Source organism: Mucilaginibacter conchicola (assembly GCF_003432115.1).
In the GTDB taxonomy this organism is placed as follows: domain Bacteria; phylum Bacteroidota; class Bacteroidia; order Sphingobacteriales; family Sphingobacteriaceae; genus Mucilaginibacter; species Mucilaginibacter conchicola.
The window spans coordinates 21,926-47,267 of sequence record NZ_QWDC01000002.1 but is presented as its reverse complement, the minus strand read 5'-3'; the positions used below and the strand labels follow the sequence as shown (position 1 = coordinate 47,267).

The window sequence follows — 25,342 nt, the reverse complement described above, 5'->3', positions numbered from 1 at the left end:
GTGAAACGCTAAATTATAAACGGTTAATTTTGAAAATAGTGTGTGCTAACTCCAAGTTTGTCATTGCGAGGAGCCGGAGGCGACGTGGCAATCTCATAGGCAGTTTCATATGCTCGTCCTAAAGAGATTGCTTCGTTCCTCGCAATGACGCGTTGGGGAGATTTCTTGATACTCCAATGCTAACTTTCCTGCTCCCCCTTCAGGGGGCTGGGGGGCTACAAATTCAACACCCCAAAAAACACAAACTGTGTTATCAGTAACACCAACGCAGCCATATTCTGTTTTTTAAAACGGAATAGCTCAAATAGGCTTAACAGCAAAATACTCAGGCCAAACCAGCAGCCGTAATTCTTTAGCGGGATACCGGCGCTTTCCCAGTTCCAGTAATCAAAACGAATGGCTACGGGTTCTATCAGCACATCAAGCAACACCAGTATCGCTGCGCCCAAAAGTATCCTTATTAATGCATTTCTTAAGCGGCTGTATTGTATCAAAACGCCAACGCTGTAGATGAGCAGAAACCAGTTTACGCCTATCAATAAGGGTATATCTAATAATTTATAGCCTAAAGTTGGGCCATAGCTGTAATCACCAAAGATCCAGTATTTGTGCACGCCCAGCCACTCGGCGGTAAACCCAAGTACGGCTATCAGGATAATAAAAATGAAGAATTTTGCATCCACCCATTTATGCGAAAAGATGATCACCAGTAACATCAGCAATAAATGGTAAGGTACCAGTTGTTTAAACAGCGACTGAAGTGATGGTATGCAAAAGCCAACCAGGCCTACCAAATGGAACAGGATGATAATAACGATGGCCGCACGGGCGGGTTTTATGATATCTTTCTGCCTTTCCATACGGTTGTTTTTGTGAGGCGTTGCTGTATTGAGGTAACACCGATGTGCAGCAGCGCCAGCATTTGCACCGGATGCCACAGGAAGTTTCGCAAAGCGTTTTGCCCGGCGGATAAGGAGATCATCAGTCGCGCTGATAGGATGAGCGTTACCGCCATGGATATCAGTCCCGGTTTGCCGGTAGCAATAACCAACACCGGCCCACCGATAACGATGAGCAGGTACAGCGAAAAGCCAATGATATTATAATTAAAAGCTGCCAGAAAATTTTTGCCAAAACCATTAAGGGCCTCGTTGTAGTTTTTATACATGCGGCAGCTGATCATGCCGTTGGCCAGCAGGGCTTCGCCGTTTAGTTTGGATGCTTTTACCAATTTCATGATCTCTACATCCTCTACCACTTTATTTTTTACCAGTTGGTGCCATTGGTACTCGCTATAAACGGATGCATCAAATAACATGAACTGCCCGCTGGCTGCCGATAGGGCGGGGCTGCGCAAAAGATAAACCAGTCGTAAAGGCAGCAGGTTTAATAATATATAATGCATCAGTGGCACGGCTATCTTTTCGCCGGTGCTGCGCATTTCCTGGTTGGTGAACAGGCTTAGCAGGCTCAGTTGGCGTAAACTCATGCGGTGTATGGCGCTATTGAGTAAGCCATTGTAAACCTTTTCGTCGGCATCTAAAAACATAAAATAATTGCCGGTTGCCAATTCTGACAGTTGGTGGCAGGCGTAATTTTTTCCAAGCCAGCCTTTGGCCAGCGGCTTGCCTTTTATAATTTTAAACTTTGGGTGCTCAGCAGCAAAGGCTTCGCAAATGGCGAAAGTGTCGTCTGTGGAGTTATCATCAAGGATGATCACCTCATAGTTCTGGTAATCCTGCGCATGGATGGATTGCAGCAGGGTTAAAATGTCTTCGGCCTCGTTGCGGGCGGGGATAAGGATAGATACCTTATCATGGTAATGCCTTACAATACGCGGCAGTTTTGGGTTCGATAAAAAATTGAACAGCGTAACCGTAAAGCGAAGGATGAGAAAAAAGAAAGTTACGTAGAGGGCTATGATCACTTTATACGGTTATTTGGGTTTGCTGCCTGCGTGTATCATCGTAATGCTGCTGATAGGCCTGCTGTAAATTTATTACGGTATCGCCACTGTTTTGTTGGGCAATATCCTTTAAATAAACGTTTGCCGTTGGCATTTTATGCTCAAAGTTCTCCACAAATGTTACCGATAGCACAGTTTGATATTTTCGCCCGGCCTTTTCAATTATCCGTGAGAGGCCTTTTTCAAACTTTACCTCATCTACAAAATTTGAATGCAGCTCTCCCTGCGGGAAAATGAGCACCATATTTTTCGGGTCGTTCAACAGCTCGGCAGCATAATCTAAAGAAGCTATTATTCCCTTTGATCCTTTGCTTACCGAAAATGCACCCAGGTATTTAAAGAAACTCACTTTTTGCATGGTTTCCTCAATCACCATCACATGAAAATTCTTCTTCAATAGTTTGTGGTTGATATAATACATCAAAAAACCATCCCACCAGCTAAAGTGGTTAGCCAGCAATAAAATTGATTTGCTGCCGTCTATTTCAATACTATTAAACTTTACGTCCTGGAAATCGCGCCCTACTATCCGCAAAATGTAGTTATGGAAAAACCACCTGATGAATTTATTTTTCTGCGGATATATCATGGTGGTTAATGCTCAACGTTTACCTGGGCAGCCAGCGCCTGTTTATGAAAAGTGTTTATCTTTTCAGATAACTCTGTAAAACTTACCTCACCGGCCAGGCCGCAATCAAATAAATGAAAATATACCGATGGCTTCAAACTCTCAAAGTAATCTATCAAAGCGCAGTTGTAAACTATCTGGCAGGGGCCTTTAATATTGCGTAGCAACAGCTCGATACCGCGCTCTACTTTTATCTCGGTAGTGTGGTTGGATATTAGCTCGCCTTGGGGGAATACTACTACCAGGTTCTCAGGGTTAGCCAACAAGCCGGCAGCATACTGCAGGGATTTGATCATCTCGCGCGATTGGCGGTTGATGGAAAAGCCACCGAACAGGTTTAGCAACATGCGTTTTTGCAGGTGATCTTCCTGCATCATGATGTATAGCTTGCGGTGCAGGTGCCAGTAGGCCAGGTAATTGCCCCACAGGCCATCCCACCAGCTAAAGTGGTTGCAAAGCAGTAACACAGAGTGGCCGGGCTTAGGCGTAAAAGGCATTACCTCTAAACGGTTAAAAGCCTTACGCATGCGATAGCGCATGTATCTGGCAAACCAGTTACTAAAAAGGGTTACTCTGCGGGCTGGGATCATTGTGGTAAATTAACTAAATATTCGTCCAGTTGTTTGGTAACCAGCCAGTGGCCCATATCTACCTCGTGTACCTTAGCATTTTGCACACTGCCAATAAATGGCAGCGCCGCTTTTTTAGGGAACAGATTATCGTGCTTACCAAATATCAGGGTACATTTAATGTTATGCGTGTTGATAAGACTGGCTATCTTGTTTGTATCAGGCTTTAACAGGCGAATAAGGTTCAATGTATAATAAACATCTAAACGTTTCTGCTCCGTATCTATCTCATTATAGGCAATGGTATAAAGGCTTTGGTCAATAAAGTTTACCCGTTTAAGGTTCTTCAATAGGGTAGGTGCCAGCCATTTGCTTTTGGTGACCACCTTAAACATATACCTGCCCCAGGGCCTGTTCATCAAAATGTCGAAACCTTTGTAAACGGCAAGACCATCGGGTGCCATTAATATTACTTCATCTATAAGGTCGGGATATTCTTCGGCCAGGATAAGTGCCAGGTTGGCGCCAATGGAATAGCCCATTACCGAGAAACGCTGGCGGCCATGTTGCTTAAACCACTCTTCCGCGTAGGCTTTTACCAAATCGCGCGGCATGCCGGTTAGGATCTGTTGCTCTGTCCAGCCGTTCAGTTTGCTCTCACCATGAAAAAAATGGTCGAAGCCGTAAATATGGTGATCCTGTAGTATCGATTTCTCCAGTACGTGGAACTGCCTGCCCGTCATGCCGTAACCATGAAAAGCCAGCATAGGCTTGCTGCCTGTGCCATATTCATGGTAATGTGCCTTACCTAAACCATCGATATCCAGAAAACCCATAAGTGGCAATATTAAGAAAATGTTAGTGAATTGCCTGAATTGGGATGAATAGGATTAAAGGGTGATTATAATAAATTATGTATGTCATTTCGAACGAGCGACAGCGAGGAGGAATGACAATTGTTTAAAAATCAATGCCTCTCTTTCACGTACCCCAATATTGCATCAGTAGCACCCACGTTTTGCTTAACATAATTTTTAGCAACAACTGCCGATACATGGCGCGCCTGTTCGTCATTCATTAGTTTATCGGCAATGCAGTTCAAGGCTTCTTGGGTGCTGATGGTGAAGCTGCCCTTTAATTCTACAAGATCGCGGGCTTCTTTAAACTTTTGGTAGTTAGGGCCAAATATTACGGGCATGCCAAAAGCAGCAGCTTCCAGCGTGTTGTGAATACCGGCGCCAAAACCACCACCTATATAAGCAATGTCGGCATATTGGTATAGCGATGATAGCATACCGATGTTATCGATAATGAGACATGAGATATGAGATGTGAGATGTGAGATTTGTGAAAATCTTAGCGTTGTATCTTTTGGTAGCACCCCTTCAAGATGGCTTATTTTATCCTCGCCAATTTCATGCGGGGCGATGACGAATTTCCAGTCCGGGTGTTGTTTGATGAGATTGGCTATCAGCGCCTCATCCTGCGGCCAGGTGCTGCCTGCTATGAAAAGTTTTTTGCCGTCTTTAAATTTTTCAATTTCCGGTAATGCTTTTGGCTTTTGTGCGTTGGCCCAAACACGGTCAAAACGGGTATCGCCGCTGATGGTTACATTGGTGATGCCAATGTCATGTAATAAATGTTTGGAGTCGGCATCCTGCACAAAGAACCATGTTACCATTTTTAGCATTTTGCGGTGCAGGCTGCCATACCATTTAAAAAATACTTGCTTAGGCCTAAATATACTTGATATTACATATAGCGGCACGTGCTGCTTATGCAATTGGTTAAAAAAGTGAAACCAGTACTCGTACTTGGTGAATATGGCCATTTTGGGCTGTAACGTATCCACAAACCGCCTGGCATTAGCAGCGGTATCTAAAGGCAGGTAATACACCGCATCGGCAAGCGGGGTGTTCTTACGAATTTCATATCCCGAAGGAGAAAAAAAAGTAACTACAAATTTCTCATCAGGATATAATTTCCTCATTTCCTCTAAAACAGGGCGGCCCTGTTCAAATTCGCCAAGTGAAGCAAAATGAAACCAGATACAACTTTTTAATGGTTGTATTTGCTGCTTGCGCCGCCCATTTACCCACAATTTTGCCTTATTAGAAAAAAGAGAAACTAAACAGGCAACCCAGTGGTATATAATGATGCCGATGTTGTAAATCAAAAGCATTTTTTATTCTAATAGTATTATCTTCGTCGGGTATAAAAGTAATAAATAACAATACATAACTATGAAAATCGCTGTAGTAGGTACAGGCTACGTTGGGCTTGTAACCGGCACATGTTTAGCCGAAACCGGAAACCAGGTTACCTGCGTTGACATTAACGAACAAAAAGTTAAAATGATGCAGGAGGGTAAAGTGCCAATTTACGAACCTGGTCTCGAACTGCTTTTCCATCGTAACATTAGCCAAAAACGCTTACTGTTTACCAGTGTGCTTGCTGATGCAATTGCCGATGCAGAGATCATTTTCCTGGCGCTGCCAACGCCTCCGGGTGGTGATGGTTCTGCAGATCTGAGCTATGTGCTTGGTGCGGCTAAAGACATAGCTAAATTAGTTACCGACTACAAAGTTATTGTAACCAAATCTACAGTGCCTGTAGGTACTGCCGATAAAGTAAAAGCGGTGATGAAAGAAAATACCAGCATTGAGTGCGCGGTAGTATCAAACCCCGAGTTTTTACGCGAAGGCGTTGCTGTTGATGATTTTATGAAGCCAGACCGTGTGGTTGTTGGTACTACAGACGAACGCGCACGCAAATTAATGGGCGAGCTTTATGCACCTTACGTACGCCAGGGTAACCCGGTTATATTTATGGACGAGCGCTCATCAGAACTTACCAAATACGCAGCCAACTCTTTCCTGGCTACCAAAATATCTTTCATGAATGAGATAGCTAACCTGTGTGAACTGGTTGGCGCCGATGTGGATATGGTACGCCGCGGTATAGGTTCAGATAACCGTATTGGTAACCGCTTCCTGTTCTCAGGTATTGGTTACGGCGGTAGCTGTTTCCCTAAAGATGTGCAGGCGCTTGCTAAATCATCAGAAGAAAACCAGTACGATTTCCAGATCCTTAACTCGGTAATGAAGGTTAACGAGATCCAGAAAAAAGTGTTGGTTCAGAAATTAAAGAAATATTACAAGGATACCCTTGCCGGTAAACATTTTGCCATGTGGGGCCTTGCCTTTAAACCGGAGACCGATGATATCCGCGAAGCCCCTGCTTTGTATATCATTGATGAGTTACTTGCCGCAGGCGCAACCGTTACTGTTTATGACCCGGAGGGTATGAACAATGTAAAAGCTCTGCTTGGCGATAAAATTAAATACGCTGCAGACCAGTATGAAGCATTAAGCGGTGCCGATGCATTGTTAATTGTAACCGAATGGTCTGTTTTCCGTACACCTGATTTTGAAAGACTGGTAGATCTGTTACCAAGCAAAGTAATTTTTGATGGCCGTAACCTTTACGACCTGCAAAAAATGGTAGATCTTGGTTTTTACTACAACAGCATTGGACGTAAAATTATAAGCTAATGGCCGAACGTAAAAGAGTATTAATTACAGGTGCAGCCGGGTTTCTCGGCTCGCATCTTTGTGATAGGTTTATAAAAGAAGGTTTCCATGTTATTGGCATGGATAATTTGATCACAGGCGATCTGCGCAATATAGAGCACCTGTTTAAATTAGAGAACTTCGAGTTTTACAACCACGATGTTTCCAAATTTGTGCATGTATCGGGCGAATTGCACTATATACTGCACTTTGCTTCACCGGCCAGCCCGATAGATTACCTCAAGATCCCTATCCAGACTTTAAAAGTGGGTTCTTTAGGTACGCATAACCTGTTGGGTTTAGCGCGTGCTAAAAATGCACGCATGCTTATAGCATCAACCTCAGAAATTTACGGCGACCCAACCGTTAACCCACAGCCCGAGGAATACTGGGGTAATGTAAACACAGTTGGCCCGCGTGGAGTATATGATGAGGCTAAGCGCTTTCAGGAATCAATCACTATGGCGTACCACACCTTTCATGGTGTAGAAACCCGTATAGTACGCATCTTTAATACTTACGGCCCACGCATGCGCTTGAATGATGGCCGTGTACTGCCCGCTTTTATTGGCCAAGCTTTGCGTGGCGAGTCATTAACCATGTTTGGCGATGGTTCACAAACACGTTCGTTTTGCTACGTTGACGACCTGATAGAAGGTATTTACCGCCTGCTGTTTAGTGATTACGCGCAACCTGTAAATATTGGTAACCCTGATGAGATTACTATACGCGAGTTTGGCGAAGAGATCATTAAACTTACCGGTACCGACCAGGAACTGATAAGCCTGCCACTGCCAACCGATGACCCTAAACAACGCCGGCCGGATATTACCAAAGCCAAAGCCATTTTAGGCTGGGAGCCAAAGGTATCACGTGCCGAAGGTTTGAAAATAACGTACGAGTACTTTAAATCGCTGCCCGAGCAGGAGATAAAGCACAAGGATTTTACCTACTACAATAAGTAAGCAAAAGGCATTGGACAGTAAATAATTAGCTGTACATTTGCTGCTCCCTAAACACGTCTTTACATGAAAATATTAGTTACCGGGGGATTAGGCTTTATAGGTTCGCACACAGTTGTAGAATTGGTAAATGCCGGTTATGACCCAGTTATTGTTGACGATCTGTCAAACTCAAGCGTTAAAATTTTAGACCAGTTAGCAAGAATATTAGGCTTTAAGCCTAAGTTTTATGAACTAAACCTGTGCGATGAGGCATCGGTTAAGTTACTTGCTGCAGAGCAGTCTGATATTAGTGGCATTATCCATTTTGCAGCTTCAAAAGCAGTTGGCGAATCGGTGCAAAAGCCACTTAAATATTACTACAACAATTTTTACTCGTTAATAAACCTTTTAAGGTTTTACGAAGGTAAGCCACTCAATTTCGTGTTCTCATCAAGCTGTACTGTTTACGGCCAGCCTGATGTTTTGCCGGTAACAGAGAGTGCCCAGGTAAAAGCAGCCGAGTCGCCGTATGGTAACACCAAACAAATAGCCGAAGAAATTTTAAAGGATGTAACCGCATCGGGCAGTAAGTTTAACATTACAGCTTTGCGTTATTTTAACCCGGTTGGCGCGCATGAAACATCCCTTATAGGCGAGCTGCCGATAGGTGTGCCGCAGAACCTGGTACCTTTTATTACCCAGACGGCCATTGGTAAACGCGAAAAATTAACCGTTTTTGGTGATAAATATAATACACCTGATGGTAGCTGTATCCGCGACTACATTCATGTGGTTGACCTGGCAAAAGCACACGTTGCTGCCATAAAACTAATGGAGAAACCTGATTTTAAAGGTTATGATGTTTTCAATATCGGTACGGGCACAGGCTCATCGGTATTAGAAGTTATTAAAGCATTTGAAGCAACTACAGGTGTTAAGTTAAATTACCAGATAGGTGAACCGCGCGAAGGCGACGTGGAGCAGGTATGGGGCGACGTAACCAAATCAGCAGAGAGGTTGAACTGGAAAGCAGAGCGCGATCTTACTACCATGATGGCATCTGCCTGGGCGTGGGAGCAGTATATTGCGGCCAACCCGCTTTAGAATAAACTTACCATGAAGAAAATCATCATTACCGGCGGGGCCGGCTTTATTGGTTCGCATGTTGTGCGCAGGTTTGTAACTAATTATCCAAACTACCAGATAGTTAACCTGGATAAATTGACCTATGCCGGCAATTTGGCCAATTTAAAAGATATTGAACACCTGCCAAACTACCGTTTTGTAAAAGGCGATATTGTTGATATAACTTTTATCAACACGTTATTTGAGCAGGAGCAGCCTGATGCTATTATCCACCTGGCTGCCGAGTCGCATGTTGACCGTTCAATAACCAACCCGCTCGAGTTTGTGATGACTAACGTGGTAGGTACAGTAAACCTGCTTAATGCAGCAAAAAACCTTTGGAAAGGTAATTACGAAAATAAGCGTTTTTACCACGTATCAACCGATGAGGTGTATGGTACGCTTGGTGATACAGATATGTTTAGGGAAGATACAGCGTATGATCCGCATTCGCCGTATTCGGCTTCTAAAGCAAGTTCAGACCATTTTGTAAGGGCTTATTATGATACCTACGGCTTACAAACCGTTATATCAAACTGCTCAAATAACTATGGTTCTTACCATTTCCCTGAGAAGCTGATCCCGCTGGCAATAAACAATATCAGGCAAAATAAACCTGTACCTGTTTATGGCAAAGGCGAAAACGTACGCGACTGGCTTTGGGTTGAAGACCACGCCCGTGCAATTGATGTAATTTTTCACAACGCTGCGGCGGGTTCTACGTATAACATAGGCGGACACAACGAGTGGAAGAATATTGACCTGATACACCTGTTGTGCGAAATATTAGATCGTAAACTGGGGCGCGAGCAAGGGGAATCTGCTAAGCTGATCACCTATGTAACAGACCGCGCCGGGCACGATCTAAGATATGCAATTGATGCTACCAAGCTTAAAACAGAGCTGGGCTGGGAGCCATCAATTACATTTGAAGAAGGACTGGAGAAAACCGTAGACTGGTACCTGGCTAACCAAAATTGGCTGGATGATGTTACAAGTGGCCACTACCAGGACTATTATAACGAGCAGTACGCCGACCGATAAGAGATGTTTGGATTATTTAAGAAAAAGAAAGAAGCAACCGCGCGCAACCCTAACCTTAGCTATAGTGGTATTATAGTAGATATGCACTCGCATGTTTTACCCGGTATTGATGATGGTGCGCAAAACCCGCAAGAATCTATAGTTCTGATACAGAAAATGATGGAGCTGGGCATAAAGAAAATTATCGCCACGCCCCATATTATGGTTGATTATTACCGTAACGAACCGGAAACCATTAATGCGGCACTTGCTGTTTTAAAAGCTGAACTTGCCGCTCAGAATATTGATATAGATGTATCTGCTGCTGCAGAGCACTATTTTGATGAAACTTTTGAGAAACGTGTTACCGAGCGCCGGGTGATGACCATGGGCGATAACTATGTTCTTTTTGAATTATCATTTATTAACCAACCGCCCAACGTTATTGCAATAATTCAGAAAATGAAAGATATGGGTTACAAGCCTATCCTGGCACACCCCGAGCGTTATGGTTACATGAGTATCGAGCAAATGGAAAATATCAGGAGCTGGGGATGCGATCTGCAGTTAAATACCATATCGTTAACGGGCTACTACGGCAAGCACGTACAAAAAAAGGCCGAAGAAATGGTTGATAACAAGATAGTAGATTTCATATCAAGCGATATGCACCATCCAAGGCATGCCGCCGCTTTTGAAAAAGCCCTTGGTACAGCTTACCTGGAGAAACTATTGACTGATTATCCGCTTAAGAATAGCCTTTTGTAAATATGCAAATGTGCAGATTTCAGATATGCAAATCATTTAAAAAGAAGGCCGCTTGTTAAACAAGCGGCCTTCTTTTTATAATCCAATATGTCATTTCGAATGCACTGCAGGCCGTTCCGTCATTGCGAGGAGCGACAGCGACGTGGCAATCCTCGATAGGCAGGGCCGCTCTGTAAGTAGGGGATTGCCACGTCGCCTACGGCTTCCTCGCAATGACGCACAGGTGTATACTCCGGCGTTTCTATTCGTAAGAAAACACAGGAGAGAAATCTTGATTCCTGACTCTAACAGTCTTGATTCTCTACTCGTACCTCAGCGCCTCAACCGGGTCCAATCTCGATGCTTTTTTTGCCGGATAGAAACCAGACGATAGCCCGATAATGGTACATAACCCAATAGCCGAGAATAGCCAAAACCATGGTACTACAAATGTTCCGCTGATGTTTACCGCGATAAGGTTACCTGCGGCCATCCCTAAAATAATACCGCCTACGCCACCCATCAGGCATATCACGATAGCCTCTATCAAAAATTGTTTGCGAATAACCGCAGGCGTGGCACCAATGGATTTCCGAAGGCCTATCTCTCGCGTGCGTTCGGTAACAGACACCAGCATAATATTCATCAAACCAATGGCTGCTCCCAATAAAGTAATAATACCAATGGCGAAACCCGCTATGGTCATACCCGTAAGCTGGCCGGATAGTTCCTGCTGAATAGAATCGCTGCGCGAGATCTCAAAATTATCAGCCTGGCCAATGCGGAGGCCACGGATGTTACGCATAAGCGATGTAGCCTCGCCTATACTGGCATCCAATACATCGGGGCCGTTTACACTCACCGTTATTGCGTATGACATTTTGCGCGAGGTATCAACCATTTGCCTTGCACGCTGTAGTGGCACTATACAAAATTTATCGCCGCCAAAGCTATTACTGCCTTTTGGCGCAACTACGCCTATAATACGCAGCTTACTGTTCCCTAAAAGGATGTACTGATTAACAGGGTCCTGGTTTTTAAAAAGTTTGGTTTTTACTTCGTCGCCTACAATTACCACATTGGCGCCATGCTCCAGCTCTGAGGCTGAGAAATTGCGTCCAAATGCCAGCTTATGACCCTTAATAGCCAGGTAATTATCGTTACTCCCCGTTACAGAAATATTAGGGTTTGATTTTATGCTGTTATATTTAGCCACAGCCGTACCGGTAACACTCAGGTCAACACTGGTGCGGGCAGGCAGTTTGTATAATTTCAGGAACCTGTCGGCCTGTGCGTAAGTAATAGTAGGGTATATTTTGCGATGCCCGCCGTTGCCAAAGCTCACACCCGTTCCCCTGTTTTGAACCGTAAATGAATTGGCCCCTAAACCGGCAAACGCATCGTTAGTAAATTGCTTAATACCTTCAATAGCCGTTAAAATACCAACAAGCGCCATAATACCTATAGCAATAATAAGCGCCGTTAACGAGGTGCGCAAACGGTTACCGCCTATTGATTGTAGGGCAATAGATATATTTTCTCTCAGGCTTGTTTTTACGGCCATGGTGTAAATTTAGGGAATTTGCTGGTTTGACTATCATGCCCGGCGTTTTGTTACATGCGCAAAACTATTTATCTGCCATTGCCTTGTTAGCCGCAATTTGTATCTTAGATGCACCAAAACCATTATCATTAATGAAAAAAATATTCTCTCTTATTATAACGATAATTTGCTGCTCTTTATGGGCAAGTGCCCAACAACAAAAATCGGGTGTTGTAGTCCGTTCAGCAGGGCCACTTGAAAACCGAAAGATGATCGACTCTACCGGTAAAGTATTAGAGCCTGAAGAATGGCGCGAGTTATTAAGCACCGGGCATTACAGTACAAAACCCGTTATTGGAACCGATACTGTTAAAGTGATAAAACTGACTGACAGGGAGTATGAACGTGCCGAAGCTACCGCTCCGCCTCCATTTGCTGCTGCCGCTTTCCCTATAGGTGCTAAAATGGAAATGTTTACTGCTAAAGATATCAACGGCAAAAAAATAGATCCAAAGGCATTAGAAGGCAAAACAGTGGTGTTAGATTTCTGGTTTATTGCCTGCCCGCCGTGCAAAGCCGAGATTCCCGAATTAAATAAATTGGCTGCGGCCTACAGCGCAAATCCCGATGTTGTTTTTATTGCCGTGTGCCTTGACCAGCGCTGGGACATAAAGGATTTTATGAAAACCAAACCCTTCAATTTTACGCAGGTGGCAAACGGGCGTGAAATAGCAGAAGGCTTTAATGTAACCAGTTATCCAACCAGTGTGGTGCTTGATACTAAAGGCATCATCCGCTATAGTTCGCAAGGCTTTGGTGTGGGCTACGCTCGTTATATGAAAGAAGCGGTTGAAGATAGTGTTAGCGGCAACTAACAAAAAAGGCGCCCAATAGGCGCCTTCGCTATATAAAAACGATATGTTGTTATACTGAGAATGATGTACCACAACCACAAGTGCTTGCTGCATTAGGGTTGTTAAAGGTAAAGCCACGGGCGTTAAGGCCATCCTGGAAATCTATCTGCATACCGGCAAGGTAAAGGCCATGCGCTTTGTGCATAAACACTTTAATACCTTCTATAAAATATTCCTGGTCGCCGTCTTTTTTCTGGTCGAAACCTAAAACGTAGTTCATGCCCGAGCATCCACCACCTTCAACGCCTACGCGCAGGCCAAAATCGTCGGCAATTTCTTGCTGCTCTCTTAGTTTATAAAGTTCTTTTACGGCGCCTTCGGTAAATGTTACGGGGGCGGTTAAAGTTTCAACGGTAGCACTCATCTTATTTTTTATTAAACTATACAAATATAAATCTAAAATACGGATTTTTGTTGGCACCCTATTATTTATGACCTCTGCCTAACAGAAACAACATGGCCGCATTTAGTTATTTATTCTTACTCGATATTTTAAAGTACACAGTTGCCGGCATCGGCATTATCTACGTAGCGTTTTATTTGTTTAAGCCCTTGCTTGATAAATCGCAAACCTTACAGGCGCTCGAGATCCGTAAGGCTATCAGTAACCAAACCCTGCCTATGCGTTTGCAAGCTTATGAGCGTGTGGTATTACTAATAGACCGTATTGATCCTTCAAATATGATCATCCGTTTAAATGCTAACGCTTACAGTGCCGCAGAATTATACCAGATCATATTAAATGAGGTTCGCACCGAGTATCAGCACAACGTAACCCAACAGATCTACGTGAGTCCGCAAGCCTGGGGCGCTGTTAGGCGTATAAAAGAAGATACGATTAACCTGGTGACCAACGCCACCCAAAGCCTTCCGCCCAGCGCTACAGGCCTCGACTTAGGTAAAGCGGTGCTTAATCACCTGGCTACGCTGGAGAGCAACCCGTACGAGATTGCCATTGCTATTGCACGCAAGGACATGGACAATATATTTTAACGCGCCATGGCCGATAAAAAATTCACCACAACTTCCGGGATAAAGTTCGACGAGGTTTATACTGAGCCATCCGGCATGAGCGAACTGCCGGGGCAGTTCCCTTATACCCGTGGCATCCAAAAAGATATGTATCGCGGCCGCCCGTGGACCATGCGCCAGTACGCAGGTTTCTCAACCGCAGAGGAATCGAACAAGCGGTACCATTACTTGCTTAGTCAGGGTACTATGGGGTTATCCGTAGCGTTTGACCTGCCCACCCAAATAGGCTACGACAGCGACCACGCCCTTGCCGAAGGCGAAGTTGGTAAAGTAGGGGTAGCTATTGATTCGTTAAAGGATATGGAGACATTGTTTGATGGGATCCAACTGAAGGATATCACCACATCCATGACCATTAATGCAACGGCATCTATATTATTAGCGATGTACATAGCCCTGGCCAAAAAACAAGGGGCAGATATCAGGCAGATCTCAGGCACCATCCAGAATGATATATTAAAGGAGTATGCCGCACGCGGTACCTATATCTACCCGCCGGAGCCATCCATGCGGTTAATCACCGATATATTTGAGTACTGCAGCAAAGAAGTACCCAAGTGGAATACCATCTCCATATCGGGCTACCACATCCGCGAAGCAGGATCTACAGCCGTACAGGAGCTGGCCTTTACGCTAGCCAATGGTAAAACCTATCTGAAGGCGGCTTTAGAGAAAGGCTTAGATATAAATGTATTTGCCAAACGATTATCCTTCTTCTTTAACTGCCATAACAACTTTTTTGAGGAGATAGCCAAATTCCGAGCGGCACGCAGGATGTGGGCTAATATTACAAAAGAACTGGGTGCGACAGATCCGGGCGCGCAAAAATTGCGTTTCCATACGCAAACTGGCGGATCAACCTTAACTGCCCAGCAACCCATGAATAATATTGTGCGGGTAAGTAACCAGGCTTTGGCTGCGGTATTGGGCGGTACGCAATCGCTGCATACCAACGGTTATGACGAGGCATTGTCGCTGCCAACCGAAGCCGCTGCTAAAATTGCCCTGCGTACCCAGCAGATCATTGCTTTTGAAAGCGGCGTTACCGATACGGTTGACCCATTGGCAGGATCATACTTTATAGAGGCCCTCACCAACGAGCTGGAAGCTGCTGCTTATACCTATATAGATAAGATAGATGCAATGGGCGGATCAGTAAAGGCCATTGAACAGGATTACATACAGCAGGAGATAGCAGCCGCTGCCTACGAGTATCAGAATGATATTGAAAGCGGCGACCGCGTATTGGTTGGTGTAAACAAATTTACCCAACAGGAAGAAGTTACACCGCCCGTGTTCCGTGTGGATGATTCTATCCGTATCCAACAAACTCAAAAACTCGAAACCCTAAAAAGTGAGCGCGATAACGAAGCCGTTAAAGCCGCTTTACAAAATTTAAGTGTTGCCGCAAAGGGTACTGAAAACCTGATGCCGTATATTTTGACGGCCGTAGAAAGCTATGCTACCCTCGGCGAAATAGCAGATGAGTTACGCCGGATTTTCGGAGAATATTAGAAAGAAAATTATTGCTTATTAGTATAATTTCATCTCGTTAGAATTGATGAAATTTATATTGAAAAATTTGCAACTTTTTGCACCCGATTGTTGTTCAAACTCGTAAAAATGCGATAGGAGAAAACTGAGGGCTTTTTTGCTCACTTACCCGCGAAATATAATATTAAATATGTATTTAAGCTATAAAAAGGGCATTTTTTTGAAAAAATATATTTGTTAAAAAAGTTCAATTTTAATTTTTTAATCCGCCTTTTTTTTGAATATTCGATGTTCCGTAATGAGCCCAAAAGCTCTGTGGTTGGGAGACTGGAAATCAAGAAATTACTGATACTTATATGGAAAAAACTTGTACTAACGTTTGGAATAGTTGCCTTCAGATCATCAAAGATAACATACCGGCACAGAGCTTTAAAACCTGGTTTGAGCCGATCAAAGCTTTGCGCATGGAAGGTAGCGTCCTTACTATACAGGTACCAAGTTTATTCTTTTACGAATGGCTTGAGGAGCATTACGTAGGCCTGTTGCGCAAAACAATAAAAAAGCAACTGGGCGACGAAGGCCGACTGGAATATAACATTGTTGTAGAGCAGTCGTCATCGCCAAAGCCGTACACTACAAATATGCCTTCAAATGGAAATGGTGCCGAAGCAAAGAATCAGTCTATGCCGATACCTATTTCGATAAATAAAGATATTAAGAACCCGTTTGTAATACCGGGCCTTAAAAAGCTGAACGTTGACCCTCAGCTTAACCGCAACTACACCTTCGAGAACTTTGTTGAAGGCGATTGCAACCGTTTAGCGCGTTCTGCAGGTTATGCAGTAGCAGCCAAACCGGGCGGTACCTCATTTAACCCGCTCATGATATACGGTGGTGTTGGTTTAGGTAAAACCCACCTGGCACAAGCTATAGGTAACGAAATTAAACGCACCCTGCCGGATAAATTGGTTTTATACGTAAGCTGCGAGAAATTTACCCAGCAGTTTGTTGACGCCCTTAAACACAATAACATTAACGACTTTGTGAACTTTTACCAGGCGATAGATGTACTCATCATGGATGACGTACACAACTTTGCCGGTAAAGAGAAAACACAGGATTTCTTCTTCCACATATTTAACCACCTGCACCAAAGCGGCAAACAGCTGATCATCACATCAGATAAAGCCCCTAAGGATCTGGCCGGTTTAGAAGAGCGCTTGTTATCACGTTTCAAATGGGGTTTGTCTGCCGATTTGCAGGTTCCTGATCTGGAAACCCGTATGGCTATCCTTAAGAACAAGATCTATCAGGACGGTATCGAACTATCGCACGAGGTGGTTGAGTACGTTGCCCACAACATTGATAACAACGTACGTGAGTTGGAAGGCGCAATGGTATCATTATTGGCCCAATCAACCCTTAACCGTAAAGAGATAGACCTGAATCTGGCTAAGCAGATGCTTAAGAATTTTGTAAAAAATTCTGCCAAAGAAATTTCAATGGAATACATCCAGAGCTTGGTTTGCGAGTACTTTGAGGTACCTATCGAGATGGTTAAATCTCAGACCCGTAAACGCGAGATCGTACAGGCCCGCCAAATCTCAATGTATTTGGCAAAGGCACATACCAAAAGCTCACTAAAATCTATCGGTCACTTCTTTGGCGGCCGCGACCACTCAACGGTTATCTACGCCTGCCAAACGGTTGAAGACTTAATTGACACCGATAAAAAATTCAAAGGTTACGTTGCCGATATCCAAAAGAAACTAAAAATGTCCTAACCGGTTATAAACCAAAAGCCCTGCAACCGCGGGGCTTTTTTGTTTTATAGCTTTTGATTTACTAAGTGTTCGATAGAAGCGGAGAACCTTGCCGATCTCATGTTGATCAAAGCTTCGTTCCACAAGGCTTTGCCTAATAGCAGCTGCCCGTCGTATGTAGCAAGGCTAAGGCTGCCGTTACCCAGTCGTTTTTTAATATCTGCTAAGTTTGCGTGCATATCGTTATCATGTGGTGTACCGTTAAGCCTTCCTTTATCGGCCAACTGAAACATCAGCATAGCGTAAACCAATCTGCATATTTGCCGCATGATAAAGAACCGTGCTTTGTGGTAGTCGGTTAAATCGTTTTCAAAATATGCGCTCAGGAAAATATGCTCCTGCTCATCCGTTGATACATAAAAATTAGCGGCGATAGCTAAGTCCACATACCGGTCGTTTTTAAAAGCGGCATCCCAATCAATAACCCATATCTTTTGGCCATCAAAAATGATATTGTTAGGATTGAGGTCATTATGGCTTGATACGCGGCCGGGATCATCCCATGGATAATTTTCTTTGATGGTATTGTAGAGTGCTAAACATTCGTCAATAACCGGTCCTGTTAGCGTAGCTGCTGTTTTAAACTGGTGCAAAAGTCCGTCTACCGTGTTTTTTAAATTGCCGTCTTTTTCAAAAACAGGCAGACTGTGAATTGCTCTGATTGTATTTGCAAGTTGAGGAAGCAATGCCTCAGCAGAGCCATACACCGAACTGAGCGGCATCTGCTCAATAAAAGCAGTAATAGAAATTCCGCTGCTTTTATCCAAATAGATAACCGGCGGCGCTATACCGGCCAAAGCCGCAACTTCCATGCAGCTTGCCGACAGATCATTGACCGGGACTGATGGAGTGTCTGATTTTAAAGTATAGTAACACCCGTTAACTTTTATCTTGTAAACAGAAGAGGCAGACAAACCGCCCGCCAGAATTTCGATTTCTTCAACATCGGCAACACCAAACGCATTTTTAAGGGCATTTTCTGCAGCGGTTATTTGTGACGGTTTTAAAGTGTTATGTATTAAATTCATTTGAGGATAGTATAGGTGCTTGCTTATAAGCCGGCAAGCAGACCGATCAGTTGGTCGGCTTTTTTTAATTTATCAGGCGGCAGTATTTCGGCAGCTAAATTTTCGGCGGCGTTTTTTGTATTACTAAATATTTGCTTCCCTGCATCAGTGAGGGTCGCATAGCTTACGCGGGCATCGCGTTTATCAGCCTCACGGCCAACCAGGCCTGTTTTTTCCATAGGCAGTAAAAGGCGCGTAACTCCCGATGCTGTTAGGCCTGTGCTTTCTGCAAGATCTATCCGCCTTAGTTTCCCTTCGGCCGATTCATGTAGCAGGTACAGGATAATAAACTCGGTAAAGCCGATGCCATAAATGTTTAACTTGTCAAACCTGCGCGATACCACTGCCTGCGCTTTTGACAGGTTTATTAATAAAATAAGCGACTGATCTATTGTTGACATATACTTGAGTACTCAATTATATTGCAAGTATATAAAGTATTGTTTGATTTATAAAATAAACACCCTGATACTTTTGGAACACTGATTTTTAAGGGTTGAACTTTTTACTTAAATTGCTTTACTTAAAGCCTTTTATTATGAAAAGATTTTTATTTTCCCTAATGCTATTAGCAACAGCTGCCCCGGCTTTTGCCCAAACAGATAAAGACGATATTAAAAAGACCATCGATACCATGTTTGAAGGTATGAAGAAAGGAGACACTGCTTTGCTAAGCTCAACTTTTCATAAAGATATGGTGCTGCAAAGCGTAGCCAACAAAAAGGATGGCTCTGTGGCATTGATCACCGAGAAAGCCGAAGACTTTGTTAAACAAGTAGGCACCCCACATAAAGATATTTACGACGAGCGCATTACCTGGGGCGATATTAAAGTTGACGGCGCACTTGCCAGCGTTTGGACACCATATAAGTTCTACATCGGCACCCAATACAGCCATTGCGGCGTTAACTTTTTTCAGCTCATGAAAACCGCTGCCGGCTGGAAGATCATCTACATTGTTGATACCCGCCGCAAGGATAATTGCCCGGAGTAAACAATAGATTATGTCATTTCGAACGAGCGAAAGCGAGGAGAAATCTTGTTATTTCAGCAAATCTCGCGTGTATGGAGTAACAGGATTTCTCCTCGTTCCTCGTTCGAAATGACATTATTTTTGGGTGTCTGTTGTTTGTCTTGATTCTTGCCTCTTGGTTCTTGATTCTTGTCTCTTGCTTCCTTTCCTCTTGCTTCTCTCGGGGATGGGTTACCTTTTTCTCATGGATGGTATCAATAGAAAAACCAATCAAAACCATGAAAGCAAAAATCATCATCGCAATAGCGGGCATTGCCTTACTGGCTGCCTGTAAAGCAAATACTGACAGAAGGTTTGACTCAAGCGAAGCGGACACCGTGTCGGCAACCCAAAATGCACTATCAGTTAACGATCCAAATACAAAAGAGAAGCTGGTTAAAACAGCAGATATGAACTTTAAAGTTCACGATGTTCAAAAAACAGGTGATTCCATTGCCTCGCTTACCGCCAAGTTGGGCGGCTTAGTGATGCATCACCAAATGCAGTCTGAAAAAGAAAACGGTCGTGACATCCGTATCAGTGCCGATTCTGTTCGCCAAATAAGCGTTTACAATAAAACAGCAGATATGACAGTACGTATTCCGTCAGAGAAGCTGGAAGATTTTATGAACCAGGTGAGCCGCATGAGTATTTTAACAGTTACCCGCAAAATGGATATCGAGGATAAAAGCCTCGACTATATATCTGCCCGTATGAAAGCTCAGAACCGCAAAGAATGGGTAGAAGGCCAGGATAAATTAAAAGCAACCGCGAATAACTACGACGCTACCCTTGCTGTAAAAGATAACATAGTTAATGAGAAGGTCAATAATTTAAAGACCGATGCAAATGTTAAGTATAGCGTTGTGGTGTTAAGCTTCTTCCAGAATAAAACTATCACCAAAGAGATAGTCACTAACGATGATCCCTCTGCATACCGACCGCCATTCTTCAACAGGTTGTTGATGAGCTTGTCAAATGGCTTGGATATGTTCTCTGAGTTTTTGCTTGTTATTGCCAACCTTTGGGTGCTTGTATTAGTTGGTATTGCAGGTTGGATAGGCTTTAAAGCCTACAGGAAAAAATATGCAGTGTTGAAGGTATAGAAACAATGTCATTTAGAACGAGGAACGAGGAGAAATCTTCTACGCGCGATAACCATGTTTCCAAGTCGCATGCAGAAGATTTCTCGTCGCGCTCTCGCTAACGGCCACCCTTCTGCTCGCTCGAAATGACATTCTGTATTTCATCTTAAACCAACTCACTCACAATTTTAGCCGATAACAAACACAGCGGTATCCCGCCGCCCGGGTGCACGCTTCCACCGCAGAAATATAATCCCTTAACTTTTGATGAGGCGTTAGAATGTCTTAAGAATGCCGCAAAGCGATTGTTAGAACTGGTTCCGTAAATAGAGCCTTTGTATGATGAGGTGCGGCTCTCGATACTGCGCGGATCAAGAATGCTTTCGCTTTCTATTAAACTGTTGATATCCTCTCCAAGCAATCGTGATAACTTATTAATAATGTTATTGCGGGCAGTGCTGATAAGTTGCTCCCAGTCCTGCCCGTTGTTGGCGGGTACGTTGATCATTACAAACCAATTCTCGCAGCCGGTTGGGGCATCATCGGGTTTAAGTTTTGAACTAATGTTAAGGTACACCGTCGGGTCGTAATAGATGTTTTGCCGCTGCCAGATATGGTCGAACTCCGCCTTATAATCAGCGCTGAAGAATATATTATGCAGATCAAGCTGAGGGAACTGTTTTTTTATCCCCCAGTAAAATATCAGCGCCGAACTACTGCGCTCCTGGTTTAGCGTTTTCTGCGGATGCCAAGCAAGATGCTTAGTCAAAAGCTTTTTGTAGGTGAACCAGATATCCATGTTAGAGATCACGATGTCGGATTCGATGTTTGTTCCCTTTGCCCGTACGCCTTTGGCAATACCGTTAATAACAACTACTTCATCAATCGGGCTATTATAGTTAAATTTCACGCCAACTTCCTCAGCCAGTTTAACAAGGCTTTGCGTGATACTGTACATGCCACCTTGAGGGAACCAGGCACCAAAATGATGCTCCAGATGAGGGATGACGTTCAGTGTAGCGGGCGCCTGATAGGGGTCGGAACCGTTATAGGTGGCGTATCTGTCAAAAAACTGAATAACTCTCTCATCCTGAAAAGAAGAAGCATTGGCTTTATGCATAGTACGCATCGAATCTATCTGCGGCAATCTGAAAACCGAACGCAAAGTATCCCAACGCAAGTAAGTTTGCAGGCGATGCAGAGGCCGCTCTAAGAAAACATGATTGGTGATATCGTAAATGTCGCGGCTGTTTGCCAGATGTTTGATGACAGCCCGGGCCGGTTCACCGGTTTTATTGGCTATTTCCTGTGTGAATTTTTCGGTGTCGGCCCAGGCTTGAAGTTGCGTGCCATCCTCATAAAAATAGTTACACACCACATCCAGCTTTCGGTAATTGAAGTATTGGCGCGGATCTTTGCCGGCGAGTCGAAACAACTCGTCTACATACTGCGGCATGGTGAACAGGCTTGGGCCGGCATCAAAGCGGTAACCGCTCTGTTCAAATTGGGCGAGCTTGCCCCCAGGGTAGCTGTTGGCCTCAAAAACCTCAACCGCGTAACCTTTAGCCGCCAAACGTACAGCCGTTGCAATACCCGCTACACCCGCACCTATAATAACAGCTTTTTGTTGAGGCATGCGGTAAAGATAAGGGAAAGCACTTAAGCATGAAGAGAATTAATGACGAACACTGAATTTCGATTTTAGAATAATGAAGTTAAATACTTCGAAATTCGGCATTCAAAATTCAGTGTTCGTTATTTACTTTTCGTCAGACTGGTTTACTTTACGCATGTACCCCTTCGGCAATTTCTTCTATCGTTTTTTTGTTAAAAGCATCCAGATCATCCGGTCGGCGGCTGGTTACAAGGCCGTTATCGGTCACTACTTCTTCATCCACCCAGTCGGCCCCGGCGTTTTTAAGGTCGGTTTGCAGGGAAGGGTAGGATGTGAGGCGACGGCCCTGTAATTCGCCGGTCTCAATTAAAAGTTGTGGTCCGTGGCAAATAGCGGCCAGCGGTTTGCCCGCGTCTAAGAATGCTTTGGTAAAGGCCACTGCATCTTTATTCTGGCGCAGTTTATCAGGATTCAAAACCCCGCCCGGCAATACCAAAGCGTCATAGTCATCCGGACTGGCGGTGCTCAGTTCTTTATCAACGTCAATCTCAATACCCCAGTCGGTATGGTTCCAGGCTTTTATTTTGCCGCTTTTGGGTGAAATGATGTGTACGGTAGCACCGGCAGCTTCCAATGCTTCTTTAGGGCTGGTTAGTTCAACCTGCTCAAATCCTTCTTCGGTAAGTATTGCTACTTTTTTATTGCTTAAATCAGCCATAACATGTGTTTTTAATAGGTTATCTATTATTAACTACAAGTGGTTGATTTTATAGTTTTAAGAAACTTTAAACGCGAGCTATCTTGTCATGCTGAGGTACGAAGTATCTGAGGCTGTATTGAGAACGCGATTAGATTCTTCGCTGTCGCTCAGAATGACAAGCGGCGTAACAAAAAAGGGATAACCAACCGGCTATCCCTTTCTAATATTTGATGATCAAAACTAATCTTTGATCACAAGTCTCTAAACTCTAAACAACAACACTCTGGCCTATCAAATTCTTTGATGCCAGGTATTCTGCAATTTGTACAGCGTTGGTAGCAGCACCTTTACGCAGGTTGTCTGATACTATCCAGCAGTTTAAAGTGTTCGGCTGGGTCTCATCACGGCGAAGGCGGCCAACAAAAACCTCATCTTTATCGTGTGCATCAAGCGGCATTGGGTATTTAAGGTTGGCAATATCATCAACTACAACCACACCCGGCGCATTTGCTAATACTTCACGTACTTCAGCCAGATCATACTCGTGGGCAAACTCAATGTTTACAGATTCTGAGTGACCACCCATAACCGGGATACGTACAGTAGTTGCGGTAACCGCAATACTGTCATCGCCCATTATCTTTTTGGTCTCCAGTATCATTTTCATCTCCTCTTTGGTGTAACCGTTCTCGGTAAACACATCTATCTGAGGGATAACGTTAAGGTCGATAGTGTAAGGGTAAACCTTAGGGCCATCAACACCGTTGCGCTCGTTGAAAAGTTGATCAACCGCTTTAACGCCGGTACCGGTTACCGATTGGTAGGTTGATACCACAACACGTTTAATTTTATACCTGTCGTGCAGTGGTTTTAAAGCCACTACCATTTGTATGGTTGAGCAATTTGGGTTGGCGATGATCTTATCTTCGGCAGTTAAAACATCAGCGTTAACCTCGGGCACAACCAGTTTCTTGGTAGGGTCCATACGCCATGCCGATGAGTTGTCAATAACGGTAATACCCGCATCGGCAAATAACGGGGCCTGCTCCAATGAAGTGCTGCCACCGGCGCTAAAGATAGCAACATCGGGCTTCTGCTTTATCGCATCCTCGGCAGAAACAATCTTGTATTGCTTACCCTTAAAAGTGATCTCTTTACCAATACTTTTAGCGGATGCAACGGGAATTAATTCTGTAACGGGGAAGTTGCGTTCATCAAGAACCTGCAACATTTTAGTGCCTACCAGGCCGGTAGCACCAACAACTGCGACTTTCATTGTTTGTATATGTATAATTGTTAATTAAATAGCTTCAAATATGCAGTTTTTTTTAAGAACCTGCTAATAAAATGTCTACTATTTTAGTATAATTTTATTGAATGATTTGTAAACATTTAGTTAGAAACAGCGGTTTCTAATAGTAGAGAACCGAGGCTTTAGTTTCAATTTCCTACATTTGTACCAAACTGTGTTTGAATGACCGAAAAGATATTCGTGATCGGCGCCAACGGACAAATTGGTACCGAACTGGTAGCTGCTTTAAGAAAAATTCATGGTGCAGAAAATGTAATTGCATCAGATATAAATAGCCCAAACTACGCCCTCCGCAACACCGGCCCGTTTGAATACGCAAACGTGCTTGATAAAGAAAACCTGCACCACCTTTTTGATAAACACCGCCCAACCCAGGTTTACCTGCTGGCGGCCATTTTATCTGCCGTAGGCGAGCAAAAGCCCAAAATGGCCTGGGACCTGAACATGACCGGCCTTTTGCATGTGCTTGATTTTGCTGTGGAGTTTAAAGTGCAGAAAGTTTTCTGGCCAAGCTCTATAGCTGTTTTTGGGCCGCACTCGCCGCAGCATAACACGCCACAGTATTGTGTAATGGACCCTAACACGGTTTATGGTTTCAGTAAACTGGCAGGCGAGCGCTGGTGCGAGTACTACTTTGAAAAATACGGACTGGATGTGCGCAGTTTGCGTTACCCCGGTCTGATAGGCTGGCGTGCCAATCCGGGCGGCGGTACTACAGATTATGCCGTACACATTTTCCATGAGGCATTAAAGCATGGCAAGTACCAGGGCTTTTTATCTGCACAAACAGCTTTGCCAATGATGTATATGGATGATGCTATCCGCGCTACCTTAACATTGATGGATGCACCGGCAGAGCAGATCACCATACGATCGAGCTATAACCTGGCTGGTATCAGCTTTACTCCCGAAGAAATTGCTGCTGAAGTTAAAAAACTGATTCCGAACTTTGAGATGAGCTATGCCGAAAGCGACCCACGCCAGGCTATCGCCGACAGCTGGCCAAAATCAATAGATGATAGCCAGGCACAGCAGGATTGGGGCTGGCAACTGGAGTACGATCTTCCAAAGATCACGGAAGATATGTTAACTAATTTAAAAAGTGTAATTTAGAGCCCCTAACCCCTTAAGAGGGGGAGAGGTTTTAATGGTATAACAATAAAAAAAAGTC

Annotated in this window: 25 protein-coding genes; 12 read left to right on the top strand and 13 right to left on the bottom strand. The window is 44.0% G+C overall.

Annotated elements, in window-relative coordinates:
* Positions 1-215 precede the first annotated feature (215 nt).
* The 6 genes from D0C36_RS09860 to D0C36_RS09835 all read right to left on the bottom strand — a co-directional run bounded on the left by D0C36_RS09860 (position 216) and on the right by D0C36_RS09835 (position 5,345).
* Positions 216-860 carry a carotenoid biosynthesis protein gene (locus D0C36_RS09860; RefSeq protein WP_233524461.1) on the bottom strand — a complete coding sequence of 215 codons (645 nt, stop codon included), beginning with the start codon at positions 858-860 and terminating at the stop codon, positions 216-218.
* Positions 836-1,927 (bottom strand): glycosyltransferase, encoded by a 1,092-nt coding sequence (locus D0C36_RS09855; RefSeq protein ID WP_117391466.1) that lies wholly within the window; start codon positions 1,925-1,927, stop codon positions 836-838. The genes D0C36_RS09860 and D0C36_RS09855 overlap by 25 nt, the downstream gene beginning before the upstream one ends.
* 1 nt (position 1,928) lies before the next feature.
* Positions 1,929-2,555 (bottom strand): lysophospholipid acyltransferase family protein, encoded by a 627-nt coding sequence (locus tag D0C36_RS09850; protein WP_117391465.1) that lies wholly within the window; start codon positions 2,553-2,555, stop codon positions 1,929-1,931.
* A gap of 5 nt (positions 2,556-2,560) precedes the next feature.
* Entirely contained in the window at positions 2,561-3,184 is a 624-nt protein-coding gene (locus tag D0C36_RS09845; RefSeq protein WP_117391464.1) for a lysophospholipid acyltransferase family protein, read from the bottom strand.
* Positions 3,181-3,999: an alpha/beta fold hydrolase gene (locus D0C36_RS09840; RefSeq protein WP_117391463.1), complete on the bottom strand. Its 819-nt coding sequence runs from the start codon at positions 3,997-3,999 to the stop codon at positions 3,181-3,183. Before D0C36_RS09840 ends, D0C36_RS09845 begins: the two co-directional genes overlap by 4 nt.
* A gap of 131 nt (positions 4,000-4,130) precedes the next feature.
* Entirely contained in the window at positions 4,131-5,345 is a 1,215-nt protein-coding gene (locus tag D0C36_RS09835) for a 3-deoxy-D-manno-octulosonic acid transferase (RefSeq protein ID WP_117391462.1), read from the bottom strand.
* A gap of 61 nt (positions 5,346-5,406) precedes the next feature.
* Between D0C36_RS09835 and D0C36_RS09830 the strand changes: the two genes are divergently transcribed.
* The 5 genes from D0C36_RS09830 to D0C36_RS09810 all read left to right on the top strand — a co-directional run bounded on the left by D0C36_RS09830 (position 5,407) and on the right by D0C36_RS09810 (position 10,595).
* Positions 5,407-6,717, top strand: coding sequence for a UDP-glucose dehydrogenase family protein (locus tag D0C36_RS09830; protein ID WP_117391461.1), 1,311 nt, complete (start codon positions 5,407-5,409; stop codon positions 6,715-6,717).
* Positions 6,717-7,700: a UDP-glucuronic acid decarboxylase family protein gene (locus tag D0C36_RS09825; protein WP_117391460.1), complete on the top strand. Its 984-nt coding sequence runs from the start codon at positions 6,717-6,719 to the stop codon at positions 7,698-7,700. Before D0C36_RS09830 ends, D0C36_RS09825 begins: the two co-directional genes overlap by 1 nt.
* 63 nt (positions 7,701-7,763) lie before the next feature.
* Entirely contained in the window at positions 7,764-8,783 is a 1,020-nt protein-coding gene (gene galE, locus D0C36_RS09820) for a UDP-glucose 4-epimerase GalE (protein WP_117391459.1), read from the top strand.
* Between the two features lie 12 nt (positions 8,784-8,795).
* The gene (gene rfbB / locus D0C36_RS09815; RefSeq protein ID WP_117391458.1) at positions 8,796-9,848 is read left to right on the top strand and encodes a dTDP-glucose 4,6-dehydratase; all 1,053 of its coding nucleotides are present in this window, start codon (positions 8,796-8,798) and stop codon (positions 9,846-9,848) included.
* A 3-nt stretch (positions 9,849-9,851) separates the two neighbouring features.
* A complete protein-coding gene (locus tag D0C36_RS09810; protein WP_117391457.1) occupies positions 9,852-10,595 on the top strand; it encodes a tyrosine-protein phosphatase in 744 nt (247 codons plus the stop codon).
* A 301-nt stretch (positions 10,596-10,896) separates the two neighbouring features.
* On the opposite strand, the gene D0C36_RS09805 is transcribed toward D0C36_RS09810, so the two are convergent.
* Positions 10,897-12,138 carry an ABC transporter permease gene (locus tag D0C36_RS09805; RefSeq protein WP_117391456.1) on the bottom strand — a complete coding sequence of 414 codons (1,242 nt, stop codon included), beginning with the start codon at positions 12,136-12,138 and terminating at the stop codon, positions 10,897-10,899.
* A gap of 131 nt (positions 12,139-12,269) precedes the next feature.
* Between D0C36_RS09805 and D0C36_RS09800 the strand changes: the two genes are divergently transcribed.
* Entirely contained in the window at positions 12,270-12,992 is a 723-nt protein-coding gene (locus tag D0C36_RS09800) for a peroxiredoxin family protein (protein WP_158557100.1), read from the top strand.
* Positions 12,993-13,041: 49 nt separating this feature from the next.
* Here the strand turns inward: D0C36_RS09800 and D0C36_RS09795 are convergent, their stop codons facing one another.
* Positions 13,042-13,395, bottom strand: coding sequence for a HesB/IscA family protein (locus D0C36_RS09795; protein WP_117391454.1), 354 nt, complete (start codon positions 13,393-13,395; stop codon positions 13,042-13,044).
* Between the two features lie 92 nt (positions 13,396-13,487).
* On the opposite strand from D0C36_RS09795, the gene D0C36_RS09790 reads away from it, so the two are divergent.
* The 3 genes from D0C36_RS09790 (at position 13,488) to dnaA (ending at position 17,341) form a co-directional block, all read left to right on the top strand.
* Positions 13,488-14,024: a DUF7935 family protein gene (locus D0C36_RS09790; protein ID WP_117391453.1), complete on the top strand. Its 537-nt coding sequence runs from the start codon at positions 13,488-13,490 to the stop codon at positions 14,022-14,024.
* Between the two features lie 6 nt (positions 14,025-14,030).
* A complete protein-coding gene (locus D0C36_RS09785; RefSeq protein ID WP_117391452.1) occupies positions 14,031-15,578 on the top strand; it encodes an acyl-CoA mutase large subunit family protein in 1,548 nt (515 codons plus the stop codon).
* Positions 15,579-15,913: 335 nt separating this feature from the next.
* A complete protein-coding gene (dnaA, locus tag D0C36_RS09780; protein ID WP_095702173.1) occupies positions 15,914-17,341 on the top strand; it encodes a chromosomal replication initiator protein DnaA in 1,428 nt (475 codons plus the stop codon).
* Between the two features lie 44 nt (positions 17,342-17,385).
* Here dnaA and D0C36_RS09775 read toward each other — a convergent pair whose 3' ends face one another.
* Both D0C36_RS09775 and D0C36_RS09770 read right to left on the bottom strand, forming a co-directional pair.
* Complete coding sequence (locus D0C36_RS09775; protein ID WP_117391451.1) at positions 17,386-18,408, bottom strand: phosphotransferase; 1,023 nt, start codon at positions 18,406-18,408, stop codon at positions 17,386-17,388.
* Between the two features lie 23 nt (positions 18,409-18,431).
* On the bottom strand, positions 18,432-18,848 hold the full coding sequence (locus D0C36_RS09770; RefSeq protein ID WP_199501999.1) for a MarR family winged helix-turn-helix transcriptional regulator: 417 nt from the start codon (positions 18,846-18,848) through the stop codon (positions 18,432-18,434).
* A gap of 137 nt (positions 18,849-18,985) precedes the next feature.
* On the opposite strand from D0C36_RS09770, the gene D0C36_RS09765 reads away from it, so the two are divergent.
* Positions 18,986-19,441 carry a nuclear transport factor 2 family protein gene (locus D0C36_RS09765; RefSeq protein WP_117391450.1) on the top strand — a complete coding sequence of 152 codons (456 nt, stop codon included), beginning with the start codon at positions 18,986-18,988 and terminating at the stop codon, positions 19,439-19,441.
* A 257-nt stretch (positions 19,442-19,698) separates the two neighbouring features.
* On the top strand, positions 19,699-20,565 hold the full coding sequence (locus D0C36_RS09755) for a DUF4349 domain-containing protein (RefSeq protein ID WP_158557099.1): 867 nt from the start codon (positions 19,699-19,701) through the stop codon (positions 20,563-20,565).
* A gap of 145 nt (positions 20,566-20,710) precedes the next feature.
* Here the strand turns inward: D0C36_RS09755 and crtD are convergent, their stop codons facing one another.
* From crtD to D0C36_RS09740, 3 genes are all read right to left on the bottom strand, one after another.
* Positions 20,711-22,180, bottom strand: a complete 1,470-nt coding sequence (gene crtD / locus D0C36_RS09750; protein ID WP_117391447.1) for a 1-hydroxycarotenoid 3,4-desaturase CrtD — start codon at positions 22,178-22,180, stop codon at positions 20,711-20,713.
* A 148-nt stretch (positions 22,181-22,328) separates the two neighbouring features.
* The gene (locus tag D0C36_RS09745; protein WP_117391446.1) at positions 22,329-22,877 is read right to left on the bottom strand and encodes a type 1 glutamine amidotransferase domain-containing protein; all 549 of its coding nucleotides are present in this window, start codon (positions 22,875-22,877) and stop codon (positions 22,329-22,331) included.
* 250 nt (positions 22,878-23,127) lie between these two features.
* Positions 23,128-24,135, bottom strand: coding sequence for an aspartate-semialdehyde dehydrogenase (locus D0C36_RS09740; protein ID WP_117391445.1), 1,008 nt, complete (start codon positions 24,133-24,135; stop codon positions 23,128-23,130).
* A 198-nt stretch (positions 24,136-24,333) separates the two neighbouring features.
* On the opposite strand from D0C36_RS09740, the gene D0C36_RS09735 reads away from it, so the two are divergent.
* Entirely contained in the window at positions 24,334-25,284 is a 951-nt protein-coding gene (locus D0C36_RS09735) for an NAD-dependent epimerase/dehydratase family protein (RefSeq protein WP_117391444.1), read from the top strand.
* Positions 25,285-25,342 lie beyond the last annotated feature (58 nt).

Bases quoted from the DNA above. Each gene is read 5' to 3' on its own strand.
- D0C36_RS09860 (WP_233524461.1), bottom strand. From the start codon at position 860: ATGGAAAGGCAGAAAGATATCATAAAACCCGCCCGTGCGGCCATCGTT.
- D0C36_RS09850 (WP_117391465.1), bottom strand. From the start codon at position 2,555: ATGATATATCCGCAGAAAAATAAATTCATCAGGTGGTTTTTCCATAAC.
- D0C36_RS09845 (WP_117391464.1), bottom strand. From the start codon at position 3,184: ATGATCCCAGCCCGCAGAGTAACCCTTTTTAGTAACTGGTTTGCCAGA.
- D0C36_RS09840 (WP_117391463.1), bottom strand. From the start codon at position 3,999: ATGGGTTTTCTGGATATCGATGGTTTAGGTAAGGCACATTACCATGAA.
- D0C36_RS09835 (WP_117391462.1), bottom strand. From the start codon at position 5,345: ATGCTTTTGATTTACAACATCGGCATCATTATATACCACTGGGTTGCC.
- D0C36_RS09830 (WP_117391461.1), top strand. From the start codon at position 5,407: ATGAAAATCGCTGTAGTAGGTACAGGCTACGTTGGGCTTGTAACCGGC.
- D0C36_RS09825 (WP_117391460.1), top strand. From the start codon at position 6,717: ATGGCCGAACGTAAAAGAGTATTAATTACAGGTGCAGCCGGGTTTCTC.
- galE (WP_117391459.1), top strand. From the start codon at position 7,764: ATGAAAATATTAGTTACCGGGGGATTAGGCTTTATAGGTTCGCACACA.
- rfbB (WP_117391458.1), top strand. From the start codon at position 8,796: ATGAAGAAAATCATCATTACCGGCGGGGCCGGCTTTATTGGTTCGCAT.
- D0C36_RS09810 (WP_117391457.1), top strand. From the start codon at position 9,852: ATGTTTGGATTATTTAAGAAAAAGAAAGAAGCAACCGCGCGCAACCCT.
- D0C36_RS09805 (WP_117391456.1), bottom strand. From the start codon at position 12,138: ATGGCCGTAAAAACAAGCCTGAGAGAAAATATATCTATTGCCCTACAA.
- D0C36_RS09800 (WP_158557100.1), top strand. From the start codon at position 12,270: ATGAAAAAAATATTCTCTCTTATTATAACGATAATTTGCTGCTCTTTA.
- D0C36_RS09795 (WP_117391454.1), bottom strand. From the start codon at position 13,395: ATGAGTGCTACCGTTGAAACTTTAACCGCCCCCGTAACATTTACCGAA.
- D0C36_RS09790 (WP_117391453.1), top strand. From the start codon at position 13,488: ATGGCCGCATTTAGTTATTTATTCTTACTCGATATTTTAAAGTACACA.
- D0C36_RS09785 (WP_117391452.1), top strand. From the start codon at position 14,031: ATGGCCGATAAAAAATTCACCACAACTTCCGGGATAAAGTTCGACGAG.
- dnaA (WP_095702173.1), top strand. From the start codon at position 15,914: ATGGAAAAAACTTGTACTAACGTTTGGAATAGTTGCCTTCAGATCATC.
- D0C36_RS09775 (WP_117391451.1), bottom strand. From the start codon at position 18,408: ATGAATTTAATACATAACACTTTAAAACCGTCACAAATAACCGCTGCA.
- D0C36_RS09770 (WP_199501999.1), bottom strand. From the start codon at position 18,848: ATGTCAACAATAGATCAGTCGCTTATTTTATTAATAAACCTGTCAAAA.
- D0C36_RS09765 (WP_117391450.1), top strand. From the start codon at position 18,986: ATGAAAAGATTTTTATTTTCCCTAATGCTATTAGCAACAGCTGCCCCG.
- D0C36_RS09755 (WP_158557099.1), top strand. From the start codon at position 19,699: ATGAAAGCAAAAATCATCATCGCAATAGCGGGCATTGCCTTACTGGCT.
- crtD (WP_117391447.1), bottom strand. From the start codon at position 22,180: ATGCCTCAACAAAAAGCTGTTATTATAGGTGCGGGTGTAGCGGGTATT.
- D0C36_RS09745 (WP_117391446.1), bottom strand. From the start codon at position 22,877: ATGGCTGATTTAAGCAATAAAAAAGTAGCAATACTTACCGAAGAAGGA.
- D0C36_RS09740 (WP_117391445.1), bottom strand. From the start codon at position 24,135: ATGAAAGTCGCAGTTGTTGGTGCTACCGGCCTGGTAGGCACTAAAATG.
- D0C36_RS09735 (WP_117391444.1), top strand. From the start codon at position 24,334: ATGACCGAAAAGATATTCGTGATCGGCGCCAACGGACAAATTGGTACC.